The organism is Mesorhizobium sp. USDA 4132, from assembly GCF_056279545.1.
The window spans coordinates 1,317,382-1,332,441 of sequence record NZ_JBWCCP010000001.1 but is presented as its reverse complement, the minus strand read 5'-3'; the positions used below and the strand labels follow the sequence as shown (position 1 = coordinate 1,332,441).

Annotated in this window: 13 protein-coding genes; 10 read left to right on the top strand and 3 right to left on the bottom strand. The window is 62.9% G+C overall.

The genetic code is table 11. The annotated features are described in order from the left end of the window. Positions 1 to 120: 120 nt before the first annotated feature. The 4 genes from ACZ9IU_RS06945 to ACZ9IU_RS06930 all read left to right on the top strand — a co-directional run bounded on the left by ACZ9IU_RS06945 (position 121) and on the right by ACZ9IU_RS06930 (position 5,343). Positions 121 to 489: a hypothetical protein gene (locus tag ACZ9IU_RS06945; RefSeq protein ID WP_038541369.1), complete on the top strand. Its 369-nt coding sequence runs from the start codon at positions 121 to 123 to the stop codon at positions 487 to 489. A 100-nt stretch (positions 490 to 589) separates the two neighbouring features. After that, positions 590 to 793 carry a hypothetical protein gene (locus ACZ9IU_RS06940; RefSeq protein ID WP_038541367.1) on the top strand — a complete coding sequence of 68 codons (204 nt, stop codon included), beginning with the start codon at positions 590 to 592 and terminating at the stop codon, positions 791 to 793. 201 nt (positions 794 to 994) lie between these two features. Next, a complete protein-coding gene (locus ACZ9IU_RS06935; protein WP_051899673.1) occupies positions 995 to 2,221 on the top strand; it encodes an efflux RND transporter periplasmic adaptor subunit in 1,227 nt (408 codons plus the stop codon). Further along, positions 2,218 to 5,343, top strand: coding sequence for an efflux RND transporter permease subunit (locus tag ACZ9IU_RS06930; protein WP_038541365.1), 3,126 nt, complete (start codon positions 2,218 to 2,220; stop codon positions 5,341 to 5,343). Before ACZ9IU_RS06935 ends, ACZ9IU_RS06930 begins: the two co-directional genes overlap by 4 nt. Before the next feature lie 197 nt (positions 5,344 to 5,540). On the opposite strand, the gene blaOXA is transcribed toward ACZ9IU_RS06930, so the two are convergent. Continuing rightward, the gene (blaOXA, locus tag ACZ9IU_RS06925) at positions 5,541 to 6,365 is read right to left on the bottom strand and encodes a class D beta-lactamase (RefSeq protein ID WP_038541363.1); all 825 of its coding nucleotides are present in this window, start codon (positions 6,363 to 6,365) and stop codon (positions 5,541 to 5,543) included. 104 nt (positions 6,366 to 6,469) lie between these two features. Between blaOXA and ACZ9IU_RS06920 the strand changes: the two genes are divergently transcribed. The 5 genes from ACZ9IU_RS06920 to ACZ9IU_RS06900 all read left to right on the top strand — a co-directional run bounded on the left by ACZ9IU_RS06920 (position 6,470) and on the right by ACZ9IU_RS06900 (position 10,499). Then, complete coding sequence (locus tag ACZ9IU_RS06920) at positions 6,470 to 7,360, top strand: LysR family transcriptional regulator (RefSeq protein WP_038548961.1); 891 nt, start codon at positions 6,470 to 6,472, stop codon at positions 7,358 to 7,360. A 155-nt stretch (positions 7,361 to 7,515) separates the two neighbouring features. Further along, a complete protein-coding gene (locus tag ACZ9IU_RS06915; RefSeq protein ID WP_038541361.1) occupies positions 7,516 to 8,808 on the top strand; it encodes an Hsp70 family protein in 1,293 nt (430 codons plus the stop codon). A gap of 249 nt (positions 8,809 to 9,057) precedes the next feature. After that, positions 9,058 to 9,954, top strand: coding sequence for a uracil-DNA glycosylase (locus ACZ9IU_RS06910; protein WP_038548959.1), 897 nt, complete (start codon positions 9,058 to 9,060; stop codon positions 9,952 to 9,954). Between the two features lie 176 nt (positions 9,955 to 10,130). After that, positions 10,131 to 10,322, top strand: coding sequence for a hypothetical protein (locus tag ACZ9IU_RS06905; RefSeq protein WP_038541359.1), 192 nt, complete (start codon positions 10,131 to 10,133; stop codon positions 10,320 to 10,322). Positions 10,323 to 10,349: 27 nt separating this feature from the next. Then, positions 10,350 to 10,499, top strand: a complete 150-nt coding sequence (locus ACZ9IU_RS06900; RefSeq protein WP_157885091.1) for a hypothetical protein — start codon at positions 10,350 to 10,352, stop codon at positions 10,497 to 10,499. Between the two features lie 13 nt (positions 10,500 to 10,512). Here ACZ9IU_RS06900 and ACZ9IU_RS06895 read toward each other — a convergent pair whose 3' ends face one another. Next, positions 10,513 to 11,451: a DMT family transporter gene (locus ACZ9IU_RS06895; protein WP_038541357.1), complete on the bottom strand. Its 939-nt coding sequence runs from the start codon at positions 11,449 to 11,451 to the stop codon at positions 10,513 to 10,515. 340 nt (positions 11,452 to 11,791) lie between these two features. Between ACZ9IU_RS06895 and pepN the strand changes: the two genes are divergently transcribed. Continuing rightward, the gene (gene pepN / locus ACZ9IU_RS06890) at positions 11,792 to 14,440 is read left to right on the top strand and encodes an aminopeptidase N (protein ID WP_038541355.1); all 2,649 of its coding nucleotides are present in this window, start codon (positions 11,792 to 11,794) and stop codon (positions 14,438 to 14,440) included. Here the strand turns inward: pepN and ACZ9IU_RS06885 are convergent. Beyond that, positions 14,350 to 15,021 carry a TetR-like C-terminal domain-containing protein gene (locus ACZ9IU_RS06885; RefSeq protein ID WP_498956920.1) on the bottom strand — a complete coding sequence of 224 codons (672 nt, stop codon included), beginning with the start codon at positions 15,019 to 15,021 and terminating at the stop codon, positions 14,350 to 14,352. The genes pepN and ACZ9IU_RS06885 overlap by 91 nt on opposite strands. Between the last annotated feature and the right edge of the window lie 39 nt (positions 15,022 to 15,060).

Genomic DNA, 15,060 nt, shown 5'->3' with positions numbered 1-15,060 from the left:
CGAGCGACCGTTAAACTGAGGTCGTTAAACATTAAATCGAATTGAGCTGCCGCCGTTGGCGGTATCTCAATTCGCCTCAGCTAAGAGGCAAGCCGGCCCCCAAATTAAAGGATCGCCGGCATGATCGAAAGTGTTTCGGGGGCGACCGAAGCTGCATCGCCCAGTATCCCCTCCGCCGTGCCTCACGTCGCGGCGCCTTCGGCAGCCTCCTCGGCTGCGTCGATCTCGGCGACGCTTGCGGCCGGACAGGTCGCGACCTATGCAGGCACCTGGGAAGCAGCAACCCGGCACGCAGCCGAGACTTCGGCGATCTCCAGCCGGCCGGGCATGATGCATGCGCGAAGCCTTGAGGCCGTGGACGATGTTGTGGTCCGCAACCTCCTCGACAGCCTGTCTCCATCGAGCCGCATCGCCGGCAGTTTCTTCCTGGCCGACGGCGAGGAACCAGCGCCACGCTCGCTGATCGCCACTTATTACGAAGACGTCTGACCGGACACGGTTCAGGACGATGTGACATCACGCAAATTCGTCTCGCGGGAGCCTTCGCCCAAGCCTATGATCTCCGGACCTTGTCTTTGGAGATTTTTCCATGAAATTCACTCGACTTGCGCTTTCGATCATCGGTGCCCTGCTGGTCGTGCTCGGCCTCATCTGGATCGGCCAGGGCAGCGGCGCCTTCCCCTATCCCGCCAGCAGTTTCATGATCAACCAGACGCCCTGGATCATCAGGGGCGCCATCGTCGCGATCATCGGCGTCGTGGTCATCTGGGGCGCCCGGCGGTTTCTGCGCTAGCTGCGGCGAGCGCAGTTCAGCGGCGCATCCAGAAGGCGAGAAAGATTAACTCCAGTTCATTCTAAGCCCTTCATTACAAACCTTTAATCCACCTTCACCGGTTAGTGAGGCGATCAGCCAAAACTTGTCTTTTTTGCGCCGCAATATGGGCAGTTCGATGGAGCGATACCATTGGCACAACCATAGGCGAGCGGTCACCTCATGAAGAAGATCTGGATTTTTGCTGGCATTCTTGTCGCTGCCGGCGTTGCGGGCTGGGAGTTCCGCGATCGGCTTCCCTTTCTTTCACCCTTCATCCAGCAGGCATCCGCCGATGCCGGGGACGGCCAGTCGACGGGCACGCAGCGGCGTCGCGGAGCAGGCGGTCCGCCGCCGGCGGTGAAGACCGTCGCCGCCACCCGCACCGCCCTGCCAATGGACGTGACCGCCTCGGGCGCGGCCAATGCCGATCAGAATACCACGATCGCCGCACAGCAGCCGGGCATCGTCGTCAGCATCACCGCGACTGACGGCGCCTTCGTCAAGGCGGGCGACCTGATCGCCAAGCTCGACGACCGCACCGCCAAGGCCGCGCTCGACAAGGACAAGGCGCTGCTCGTTCGCGACCAGGCGACGCTGACCCAGGCTCAGACGGCGCTCTCCCGCGCCAACGACCTGCTGCGCGGCAATGCCGGCACGCAGCAGACCGTCGACCAGGCGAAGGCGGCACAGGATACAGCGGCCGCCACCGTGCAGAGCGACAACGCGGCGATTGCCTCCGATCAGATCGCAATCGACCACACGGACATCCGGGCGCCTTTCGACGGAAGGCTGGGCGATATCGACATCAGCACCGGCGCCTATCTCAACGCCGGCTCGGCGGTGGTGACGATCGCCAAATACGATCCGATCTATGTGAAATTCCACCTTCCCGAGGCCTATCTCGGCCAGCTCAAGCAGGGCGCTTCGGCAAATGCGGTAACGGTCGATGCCGTGCCGCAAGGCGGCGGTACCTCCTCAAAGGGAACGTTGAGCTTCTTCGACAACAGCGTCGACCCCGCTTCGGGCACGATCCTTGCCAAGGCGCGGTTCGACAATCCGTCCGGAACGCTCTGGCCGGGGCAATCGCTGAACGTCACCGTGCATTTCGAGAGCGGCGACAAGGACATCGTGGTACCGACGGTGGCGGTCAATCCGGGCGTCGACAGCCCGTTCGTCTACGCGGTCGGCGACGACAAGAAAGTACATGTGACACCGGTCAGGGTAGCGCGTTCCAACGGCCCGAACACGGCGATTGCCAGCGGGCTCACCGAAGGTGCGCATGTGGTGGTCGAGGGCCAGGTGCAGCTCGTCGATGGAGCGACCGTCGTCGAGCAATTCGGCAACGGCCAGAAGACGGCCGGCGCCAAGGGCAATGACCAGCCGATCGAAGTGGGGGCCGCGCAATGATCCCTCAATTCTGCATCCGCCGCCCGGTCGCGACCACGCTGCTGGCCATCGGCGCCGTGCTCGCCGGCCTTGCCGGTTATCAGCTGCTGCCGGTCGCCGCCCTGCCGCAGGTCGATTTCCCGACCATCAACGTCTCCGCGCAGCTGACCGGCGCCTCTCCGCAGACGATGGCGACGGCGGTCTCGACGCCGCTGATCAAGCAGTTCGAGACGATCCCCGGCATCAGCGAGATCAGCGCCACCAACTCGCTCGGCAATACCTCGATCGTGCTGCAGTTCGACCTCAACCGCAATATCGACGCGGCGGCCGCCGACGTGCAGGCGGCGATCTCGCATGCGACCCGGCAACTGCCCGACAACATGACGACGCCGCCGAGCTACCGCAAGACGAACCCGGCCGACGCGCCGGTCCTGCTGCTGTCGATCCGCAGCGATACGATGCCACGCAGCAAGATCGACGAGATCGCCGAGGACGTGCTCTCCCCTTCCCTCTCGACGCTTCCAGGCGTCGCGGAAGTATCGATCTTCGGCGCCCAGACCTATGCGGTGCGCGTCGAGGTCGATCCCAACAAGCTGCAGGCGCGCAATCTCGGCGTCGACAACGTCACCAAAGCGATCTCCAACGCCAACAGCCAGGCGCCGGTCGGTTCGCTGCAGAACAACAGCCAGCGGCTGACCATCAATGCCGACACACAGCGCACCAATGCAGACCAGTTCCGTTCGCTGGTAATCGCCAGTCCGAACGGTGCGCCCGTCCATCTCGGCGATGTCGCCAACGTTCAGGACAGCGTTGCCAACCTCGACGCGGGAAGCTGGTATGACGGCAACCAGTCGATCATCCTCGCCATCCAGCGCCAGCCGGACGCCAACACCGTCGATGTCGTCGATTCGGTGCGCGCAAAACTGCCCGGACTTTCTGCCGAGCTGCCGGCGTCGGTGTCGATCAGCGTCATGAACGATTCCTCGACGGCGATCCGCTCCTCGATATCGGACGTGCAGTTCACGCTGATGCTGACGATCGGCCTCGTCGTGCTGGTCATCTATCTCTTCCTCGGCCGGATCACCGCCACCCTCGTTCCGGGGCTTGCCGTGCCGCTGTCGCTGATCACCACCTTCGGCGCCATGTATGTGCTCGGATACAGCATCGACAATATCTCGCTGCTCGGGCTGACGCTCTCGGTCGGCCTCGTGGTCGACGATGCGATCGTCATGCTGGAAAACATCATGCGGCATGTCGAGGACGGCATGCCGCCGATGCAGGCGGCCCTGCAGGGGGCCGGCGAAGTCAGTTCGACGATCATTTCCATGTCGGTCTCGCTGATCGCCGTGTTCATCCCGATCCTGTTGATGGGCGGGGTGGTCGGGCGGCTGTTCAACGAGTTCGGCATGGTGGTGGCGCTCGCCATCGTCGCCTCGGCGGTCGTCTCGCTGACGGTGACGCCGATGCTCGGCTCGCGTCTGTCCGGTGCCGAACATCACCCGGGCCTTATGGTGCGCATCTTCGACGCGGGCTTCAGCCGCACGCTCAAGGGATATGACCGGTCGGTCGGCTGGTGCCTCAGGAACCGGGGGGGCATCCTCCTCGTCTTCCTCGCCTCGGTCGGCGCCTCGGTCTACCTGTTCACGACGCTGCCGACGAGCTTCTTCCCGCAGGAAGATATCGGCCGCCTGACGATCTCGACCCGCGCCCGCGAGGACATTTCCTATCCGGCGATGCGCGACCTGCAGGCAGAGGTCGCGGCCGCCGTGCAGAAAAACCCGGCAGTCAACCACGTCACCTCGATCGTCGGCAGCAATGGCCGCAGCTCGCTCAACAACGGCACGATCTGGGTGGAACTGAAGGACCGCGACCAGCGCCCACCGCTCGACCAGACGCTGCGCGAACTCAGGCAGGCGACATCCAGGTTCGCCGGCATGAAGACCTTCATCACGCCGCAGCAGAGCCTGCGCTTTGGCGGGCGGGCGACGGCCAGCCAATACCAGCTCGTCGTGCAGGCGCTGAATGCCTCGCAGACCAGCGAATGGTCGGACAAGATCCAGACCGCGATGCGCGCCGACCGGACGCATTTCACCGACGTCACCTCCGACGCCCAGAACAACGCGATCGAAGCCAATATCAAGGTCGACCCGGAAAAGGCGGCGTCGTTCGGGATTACCGACGACGAACTGCGCAAGACGCTGCAGATGGCGTTCGGCGGTTATACGGCGGCCGAAATCCAGTCGACCGGCGACAGCTACGACGTCATCACCGAGTTCGACAATACCCAGCAGTGGAACGACCAGATGCTGCAGGGCGTCAGGGTGATGTCCTCGAACGGCTCGCTGGTGCCGCTCTCGAACTTTGCGACGGTCGTGCGCCAGACGGCGCCGGTCACCATCAACCAGACCGGCCAGCTGGTCTCGACGACCGTATCGTTCAACCTGCCGGCCGGCGTGTCGCTCTCGGACGCGACGGCGGCGATCGACCAGATCAAGACACAGCTGCAGATGCCGAATGACGTGTTCACCTCCTATGGCGGCACGGCGCAAATCTTTCAGCAGAGCCAGGGCAATACGCCGCTGCTGATTCTCGCTGCGGTGCTGACCATCTATGTGGTCCTCGGCGTGCTCTACGAGAGCTTCATCCACCCGCTGACCATCCTGTCGGGCCTGCCGGCTGCAGCCTTCGGAGCGTTGCTGGCACTGAAACTGTTCGGCTTCGACCTGTCGATCATCGCGCTGATCGGGCTGCTGATGCTGATCGGCATCGTCAAGAAAAACGCGATCATGATGATCGACGTGGCGGTCGAGACGATGCGCTCGAAAGGAGAGACCGCGACCGTCGCGATCCACGAGGCCTGCGTGCGGCGTTTCCGGCCGATCATGATGACGACCTTCTGCGCCCTGCTCGGGGCGCTGCCGATCGCGCTCGGCACCGGCGCCTCGTCGGAACTGCGCCAGCCGCTCGGGGTCGCGGTGGTCGGCGGCCTGATCGTTTCCCAGGCGCTGACGCTGTTCATCACGCCCGTCATCTTCGTGGAGATGGACCGGTTCGGCCGCTTCCTCGGAAGGCTCTGGACGAAGACGGACAAGGATCTGCACGAGGCAAACGACGACGCGCCGACGCAGATCGCCGCAGAGTGACGCCCCTGCCCGCCGCCCGAAAAGGGACGGCGGGCGGGCGCCAGCGCAGGTAACCTTAACCGATAACCTGAACGGACGACTCTGTTTGCATTAGCCACTGCTAAAGCTTCTTATAGGTGGCGCAGCGCAGTGTTGCGTACGCGCTGGGCGGTCGGGCTTGGGGGTCGCCCGGCCGCTTTCAGCTTCAGGCCGAGAGCCTAGAACCCTTCCGCCAGTTTCGGGAAATCCCTGATCAGCCCATCCCGCACCACGAAGCTGATCGGCTCGTTCGGATAGCGCTTGGTATCGACCAGCAGCCTTGCGAAGATGACGCGCCGTTCGTCCTTCATTGCCCAGCCGACGAACCAGCCGAGCGGGCGGTCGTAATCCACCTTGCCGGCCTTGTCGCGCAGCCAGCCGGAACCGGTCTTGCCCTGGATGTCCCAGCCGTCGCCGGCCTCGAAATGCGGCACGATCGCCAGCGTCATGTCGACGGCGTGTTCGGAGATCGGCAGGCCGCCATTTAGGAACCGGCGCAGGAACCGCACCTGCTCGTCCGCCGAAATCTTCAACGACGACATCAGCCAGGATTCGGTCAATCCGTCGGTATTGCCTAGGCCGCCGGAGACATCGCGGTTGCCGTAACCGAAGCGCTGGATGTAGTCCGCAAACTTGGGCTTGCCGAGCTTGCGGGCGACTTCCTGCGAATACCAGACGATCGAGTCCTTTTCCCAGATCACCGGATCGACATCCTTCTTCACCCGTTCCGGGCCACCGAACTTCGCCTGGTATTTCCAGCGGGGGTTCTGGGCGTCGGTCAAAATGCCGGCATCATAGCCCATCATGGCCAAAGGCAGTTTGAAGGTCGACTGGGGATAAAAGCCCTGATCGCAGGTACCCTGGCGGTAAAGCGCATCGCCGCTGTCCTCGTCGATGATGACGGTGCAGCGGATCGGGTCGGCGGCACCAGCGGAGGTACAATCGAGAAAAGTCACGGTAATTCCGAGAGAAAATGCCAGAAGAAAAGAATTTCTGAAAGCCATCGTGGTGCTCCAAATGGGGTGACACGGCTTTTCTAGGTCGGCTTGTAAGCCCTAATCAAACGATGATATCTGCGGTCAGGCATGAATCAAATTAGGGCATGGCCATGGTTCGACCATATTTGCCGCTGAACGCGCTGCGGGCCTTCGAGGCGGCCGCGCGGCATCTCTCTTTCACCCGTGCATCGATCGAGCTCTGCGTCACCCAGGCCGCCGTCAGCCATCAGGTAAAGCTGCTCGAAGAGCGGCTCGGCGTCACCCTATTCCGCCGCCTGCCGCGCGGGCTGATGATCACCGAGGAAGGCCTGGCGCTGCTGCCGGCGCTGCAGGAGAGTTTCGACCGCATGGCCGCCATGCTGGAGCGCTTCGAAGACGGGCATGTGCGCGAGGTGCTGAAGCTCGGGGCGGTCGGGACGCTGGCGGTCGGCTGGCTGCTGCCGCGGCTTTCCGACTTCCGGGAAAAATACCCGTTCATCGATCTGAGGCTTTCCACCAACAACAACCGCGTCGATATCGCCGCCGAGGGTCTCGACTACACGATCAAGTTCGGCAACGGCGCCTGGCACGATATCGAGGCGGAACCGCTGTTCGAGGCGCCGCTGTCCGTTCTCTGCATTCCGGCGATTGCCCGCCAACTCAAGGCACCGGAGGACGTGGCGCACCAGGTGCTGCTGCGCTCCTACCGCGCCGACGAATGGCCGTGCTGGTTCGAGGCGGCGCATGTCCTCCCACCGCAGATCCGCGGGCTGGTGTTCGACAGTTCCGTGCTGATGGTCGAGGCGGCGATACAAGGGGCCGGCGTGGCGCTCGCCCCTCCCCTGATGTTTTCCCGCCAGCTCGCCGCCGGCATGATCGAACAGCCGTTCCCAGTCTATATTTCGAAGGGCAGCTACTGGCTGACCCGGCTCAAATCCCGCAGCGTGACGCCGGCCATGGAGATGTTCAGGAATTGGCTGACGGAGATGGCCGCAGAGACGCGGCGGCAGCTGGAAATCTAGGGCTTCCGGGGTTGCCATCCCGCCTGCCTTGTGCGATCACCCGCCCTCTCAAAAATTCCGGGGCGCCAGAAGCGCCCTTTTCGCATTCGGAACCTGCCGGCGCATTGCCGGGGGTTCCGGTTCAATGATTTTCGATGGATAAAAGGAGCACGGCGATGGCACGGGCGCTCGGGCTTGATTTCGGCACGACCAATACGGTTCTGGCACTGGCGGATGGCGGCAGCACCACGCATTCGATGCGCTTCACCAGCAGCGCCGGCGAGAGCGATTCGATGCGCACGGCGCTCTCCTTCATGAAGGATCCGGTGATGGGGGCGCAGGCGCTGAAGGTCGAGGCCGGACAGGCGGCGATCCGCCAGTTCATCGACAATCCCGGCGACTGTCGTTTCCTGCAGTCGATCAAGACGTTTGCGGCCAGCGCGCTCTTCCAGGGCACGCTTGTGTTTGCCCGCCGGCACGTCTTCGAGGACCTGATGGAAATCTTCCTGAAGCGCCTGAAGATCTATGCCGAGGACAACTGGCCGACCGACGTGTCGCGGGTGATCGCCGGCCGGCCGGTGCATTTCGCCGGCGCCAATCCGGATCCGAAGCTTGCGACCGAACGCTACAACGAGGCGCTGACGCGGCTCGGCTTTCCGGAAATCCACTATGTCTACGAACCGGTCGCGGCCGCTTATTATTTCGCCCAGACGCTGAAGAGCGACGCGACTGTTCTCGTCGCCGATTTCGGCGGCGGCACGACCGACTATTCGCTGATCCGCTTCGAAACCAAGGCTGGCAAGCTGACCGCCACCCCGATCGGCCATTCCGGCGTCGGGGTTGCGGGCGACCATTTCGACTACCGGATGATCGACAACCTGGTGTCCCCGGAAATCGGCAAGGGCAGCAAGTTCAAGAGTTTTGACAAGGTGCTGGACGTGCCGGCCGGCTATTATGTCAATTTCGGCCGCTGGAACCAGCTGTCGATCTTCAAGACCACGCGCGAATTCACCGACCTGAAATCGCTGGTGCGCTCGGCGCTGGAGCCGGAAAAGCTCGAACTGTTCGTCGATCTCGTCGACCATGACGAAGGTTACCCGCTCTACCAGGCGATTTCGGCGACCAAGATGGCGCTGTCGGGAGCCGAGGAAGCGGAATTCAACTTCGCGCCGCTTGGGCGTGCCGGCCGGAAAATGGTGAAGCGCACCGATTTCGAAGGCTGGATTGCCGAGGACCTCGGCCGCATCGAAGGCGCGCTCGACGAGGTGCTGGAAAAGACCGGAACTGCGCCTTCCGAGATCGACAAGGTGTTCCTGACCGGCGGCACCTCCTTCGTGCCGGCCGTGCGCAGCATCTTCACGCGGCGATTCGATGCGAGCAAGATCGAGACCGGCGGCGAACTGCTGTCGATTGCCCACGGTCTGGCGCTGATCGGTGAGAGCGACGATATCGGACAATGGGCGGCTTGAGGGCGGCATACTCCCACTGATCTCCCCCCTTGAGGGGGAGATGTCACCGAAGGTGACAGAGGGGGGTGGCGACGGTGCGCAAAACATTCGGCCAATGAATATGCCGAGAGGTTACCCCCTCTGCCCTGCCGGGCATCTCCCCCTCAAGGGGGGAGATCGGCCAGCCGCTCCGTCTCCGTCCACAGGCCGTCGCCCATTCGAGCCAAAACCGGTTCCCTCTCCCACGCCACATGCTGTAGTGTGAACGTGATGAACATCGCGAAAGACATGGACGCCCCCGAGCTTGCCGCCCTTCTGCATTTCTATGCGGATGCGGGTGTGGAGTGGCTTGTCGAGGACGAGCCGGTCGATCGGTTCGCGCAGTTTGCAGCCCAGAAGGCGGCCCAGGCCGAGGCGAGAGCGCCCGCGTCTGCCCGGCAGCAGCCGACGAACTATGAGCAGGCGCCGACCTCCCAGGCAGCCGCGGCAGCGCCGAAACGCACAGCTCCGGCGGCGCGCGCATCAGCACCTCCACCCGCCTCCGCGCCCGTATCGGTACCGGATGAACAGGCGGTCGCCTCTGCACGGTTTGCCGCCGAAAGCGCCCGCTCGCTCGACGAACTCAAGACCGCGCTCGAAGCCTTCAACGGCTGCAACCTGAAGAACGGCGCGCGCAACACAGTATTCATGAGCGGCAATCCCGCATCCGGCATCATGGTGATCGGCCCGATGCCGAATGCGGACGACGACCGGGACGGCATTCCCTTCTCCGGGCGGCAAGGGCAGTTGCTGGACCGCATGCTCGGCGCGATCGGGCTTTCTCGCGATGGCGTTCTGCTTACCAATGTCATCCCGTGGCGGCCGCCGGGCAACCGCATGCCGTCGCAGGCCGAGATGGATATCTGCCGGCCGTTCCTGGAGCGCCAGGTGGCGCTCGCCGAACCGAAACTGTTGTTGCTGCTCGGCAATTTTCCCGCCCGCTTCTTCTTCGGCGGCAATGGCACGATCCACTCGATGCGCGGCGAATGGCGGGAAATTGCTTTCGGTGGAATCAGTTGCTCGGCGATCGCTACCCTGCATCCGCAGGAACTGCTGGCAGCCCCCGCCAACAAGGCCCTCGCCTGGCAGGACCTTTTGATGTTCAAAATGCGTTCTCACGGGCACTGACTGCCCGCATTTCAGGCAAATTTCCCGGCAATTGATGCAAAGTTACGGAAATATGAAGAATGCCATGCAAGCCACGCATGGCAGTGCGGCGTTTCGCTGCATTGCAGAATCGATGCTGCGCTGCAATATAAGCGGTGTGTCTTGGGAGGAATTCTAGGTTTAAGGAACCAAGGCCAATGACGACCCGCTTCCGCCCGATCCATTCGGGCTTCGAAACTCTTCGCATCGCCGGCCTGTCGCCGCGCTCGACGAAGGGTTATCACCATTTCGGCTCTGCGACGAACGAACAGCTGACCTCCTGCGCCATGGCGCGCCCGGTCGGCATCACCCGTCCCGCTTCGATCTTCGCCGATTTCCGCGAACGTTGATCGCGCGGCCTCAAGGAAGCATCAGCCATGACGGCCATTTTCCATCCGATCCGCACCCTGCGTGAGAACTTTTCTCACATCGGCGCTGCCGTGAACGCCTCGCGCGAATATAGCCGCGCGGGTGCTGCCCGCGCCTGCGCCGAGACCAATCCGGTTACCGCGGCGATCCCGCTCTAAACCTCCGGCTTGATCAAGCCCCGGGCGGCGATGCCTTGCGCGCCGCCTTCCGCTCGAGCCCCAGCTGGTGCTCGCGGTAGATGATGAAAATCCCCGCCGACACAGTGATCGCCGTTCCGACCAGCATGGCCGCCGTCGGCACATCTCCGAACAGAACATAGGCGATGCCGATCCCGAGCAGGATCGAGGTGTATTCGAACGGCGCCACCGTCGAGACATCGGCATTGCGGTAACTTTCGGTCAGCAGGATCTGGCCGATGCCGCCGCAAAAGCCCGCGCCGATCAGAAAAAGCTTTTCCGGCATCGTCAGCGCCGCCCAGCCGAAAGGCAGGCTCGCAAGAGAAAACAGCGCCCCCGACAGCGAGAAATAGAGCACGATCGTCGCCGTCTTTTCGGTGCGCACGAGCTGGCGGGTCTGGATCATCGCAAAGCCGGCCAGCACTGCCGAGAGGATGACGGAGGCGGCGCCGACCGCCTGCTCCGATCCCATTCCGCCCTGTTCGAACATGGTGAGTTTCGGCCAGGAGATGATCACCACCCCGACCATGCCGACCATGACCGCGCTCCAGCGGTAGATGCGCACCGTCTCCTTCAGGAAGATCGCCGCGAAGACCACGGCCAGGAGCGGCGAGGAGTAACCGATCGCTATCGCATCCGGCATCGGCAGATGGACCAGGCCGTAAAAGCCGAAAACCATCGACAGGATGCCGAGAAAGCCGCGTTTCACATGGCCGGTCAGGCTGTTCGTGTGGAAGGCGCCGCGCAACTCGCCCTGGAAGGCGAGATAGACCATGATCGGCACGAGCGCGAAGGCGGAGCGGTAGAAGGTGATCTGTCCGGCCGGGATATCGGGACCTGCCGATTTGATGCAGGTCTGCATCATCACGAAGATCACCACGGAGGTGACTTTGAACATGATCCCGCGCAGGGGATTCAGGGCATCGGCGGACATCAACAACTCATGGAGATTTCTGGGGGAATTTTGGCGGAAATCCGATCCGCGCTGACAGGACGTGTTGGAGAGGCAATCCGGGGAGATTCAGTTTGGCGGCAAAGTAACGGAAAAGTGCCGTGAGGGGGATCAAATCTGATGATAGGTCGATCAATATCCGTGACCTTGTGAAAGGTTGCGCGACATATACTGGATCGAAATGACGCTTTATTTTAGCCAAAGTTTCAACAATCGTTTAGCATTGCGTGCAATTATCCGCGCGGCGACGGGTGTGTGCCAGTTCGACGGGAGTGCTGCGACGCTCCCGACACCAATTTGAAGAGCCGGTTCAGGAAGCAACATGCGAACAGATACGGGCCAGATCGTTCATCTGGCAGATTACCGCCCCACCGACTTCGTCCTGGAACGCGTCGATCTGACCTTCGAACTCGACCCCACCAACACCAAGGTTGATGCGCGGTTGATCTTCCACCGGCGCGAAGGTGTCGACCTTTCGGCGCCGCTGGTGCTGGATGGCGACGAACTGACGCTGTCTGGACTGCTGCTCGACCAGAACGAAGTGCCTGCGGCGCAATACGATGTGACGCAGGAAAGCCTGACGATCCGTGACCTGCCGGCCGAATCTCCGTTCGAAATCACCGTCACCACCTATATCAATCCGGAAGCCAACAGCCAGCTGATGGGCCTCTACCGCACCAACGGGATCTACTGCACCCAGTGCGAGGCGGAAGGTTTCCGCCGTATCAGCTATTTCCCGGACCGGCCGGACGTGCTGGCGCCCTATACGATCACCATTATTGGCGACAAGGCCGCCAATCCTGTCATGCTGTCGAACGGCAATTTCCTGGGCGGTGCCGGTTACGACGAAGGCCGCGCATTCGCCGCCTGGTTCGACCCGCATCCGAAGCCGTCCTACCTCTTCGCGCTGGTCGCCGGTGATCTCGGCGTGGTCGAGGACACGTTCGTCACCATGTCCGAGCGTGAAGTGACGCTGAAGATCTATGTGGAGCACGGCAAGGAAGCCCGTGCAGCCTATGCCATGGACGCGCTGAAGCGCTCGATGAAATGGGACGAGGAGCGGTTCGGCCGCGAATACGACCTCGACATCTTCATGATCGTCGCCGTGTCCGACTTCAACATGGGGGCCATGGAGAACAAGGGTCTCAACGTCTTCAACGACAAATACGTGCTCGCCGACCCGGAAATCGCAACCGACCAGGATTACGCGAATATCGAGGCGATCATCGCCCACGAATATTTCCACAACTGGACCGGCAACCGCATCACCTGCCGCGACTGGTTCCAACTCTGCCTCAAGGAAGGCCTGACGGTCTATCGCGACCACGAGTTTTCCGCCGACCAGCGCTCGCGTGCCGTCAAGCGCATCGCCGAGGTGCGGCACCTGAAGTCGGAACAGTTCCCGGAAGACGCAGGCCCGCTCGCGCATCCGGTCCGCCCGACCAAATACCGTGAAATCAACAATTTCTACACGACCACCGTCTACGAAAAGGGTTCGGAAGTCACCCGGATGATCGCCACGGTGCTTGGCCGTGACGATTTCAAGGCTGGCATGGACCTCTATTTCGAACGCCATGACGGCCAGGCCGTGACGGTCGAGGATTTCGTCAAGTCGTTCGAGGATGCGAGCGGCCGCGACCTTACGCAGTTCTCGCTCTGGTACCACCAGGCCGGCACGCCTTTGGTCACGGTGTCGAGCGACTACGACCAAGCAAGCGGCACCTTCAAACTGTCGCTCGAGCAGATGATCCCGGCAACCCCTGGCCAGACGGCCAAGGAACCGATGCACATCCCGCTCTCCTTCGCGCTCATCCTCGACAACGGCTCGGCGGCAGTGCCGACCAAGGTCGCCGGCGGCGAAGTCACCGGCGACGTGCTGCATCTGACCGAACGCCGGCAGGCCTTCACCTTCTCAGGCATCTCCTCCCGTCCGGTCCTGTCGCTCAACCGTTCGTTCTCGGCGCCGATCAACCTGCATCTCGACCAGACGCCGGCCGATCTTGCCCATATCGCCCGCCACGACACCGATCTCTTCGCCCGCTGGCAGGCGCTGACCGACCTTGCCCTGCCCAATCTGATGCAGGCGGCGCGCGACGCGCGTGACGGCAAGGAAATCGCCTGCGATCCGTCTTTTGTCGCGGCCCTTCTGGAAGCCGCCGGCGATGAGACGCTCGAACCCGCCTTCCGCGCCCAGGCGCTGGCGCTGGCGAGCGAGGCCGACATTGCCCGCGAACTCGGCGGCAACAACGACCCCGATGCGATCCATGCGGGCCGCAACGCCATTCTTTCGGAGATTGCCAAGGCCGGAACCAAGACTTTCCTGCGCCTGTTCGAGGACATGAAGGTCGACGGCGCCTTCACGCCGGATGCGGCAAGTGCCGGCAAGCGCTCGCTGCGCAACACCGCGCTGTCCTACCTCACCTATGCGGAAGGAACGCCGGCCCGCGCGGCCGCAGCCTTCGCATCCGCCGACAACATGACCGATCTCGCCCAGGCGCTGGCGGTGCTTGCCCATCGTTTCCCGGACGCGCCGGAAACGACAAACGCGCTCGCCACGTTCCTCGCACGCTTCGACGGCAACGCTCTTGTCGTCGACAAGTGGTTCTCGACGCAGGCGACCATTCCCGGTGCGGGTGCGCTTGCCCGCGTCAGGGCGCTGATGGAGAATCCGCGTTTCATCGCCACCAATCCGAACCGGGTGCGGTCGCTGATCGGCACGTTCGCCTTCGGCAACCCGACCGGCTTCAACCGGGCCGACGGCGAAGGTTACCGGTTCCTCGCCGAGCAGATCCTTTCGATCGATCCGCGCAATCCCCAGCTCGCCGCCCGCATCCTGACCTCGATGCGCTCCTGGCGGTCGCTGGAACCGCAGCGCGCCGATCATGCGCGCGCAGCGCTGACCACGATCGAACAGGCAGCAACGCTTTCGACCGACGTGCGCGACATCGTCGAGCGAATGCTGAAAGGTTGAGCCTGAAGCGCCGGCTTCAAGCGCCGGCGCATTTTTCCAAGGAAGCGGGAGACCAGCGAGCGGCAATAGTCGATCGTCAGTTCGCGGTCGCGGAACAGGATGTGGTAGATGATCGGCGCGATGACGGCGTCGATCGCTGCGCTCACGTCGAAGGCTTTCTCGCCGCGCGTCAGGGCGCGCTCGCGCAAGGTCTCCAGGTGATCATAGGTGAACTGGCAGCAACGGCCCGCCGCGGCGCCTTCCATGCTACCCAGCACGTCCGCCAGCATCGAGCGGCCAACCTTGGATGACATTTCCTCGGCATATTGGAGAATGAAGGTTTCGAGGTCGGACCCCATCGCGCCGGTGTCTTCCGGGTCGGCAACCGGCCGCATGCGCGCAACCGCGACATCCGCCAACAGTTCGGACAGATCACCCCAGCGGCGATAGATGGTCGACGGCGTCACACCGGATTTTTCGGCGATCATCGGCACAGTGATCGCGCCGCGATCCATGGTCTTCAGCATATCCCGTACCGTGCGATGCACCTCCGACTGGATGCGCGCACTGCGCCCACCCTGGCGCACCATTTCCCTGGCCATTTTGTTCTCCTTGCCGGCACATGCCGGAATATGAAATTC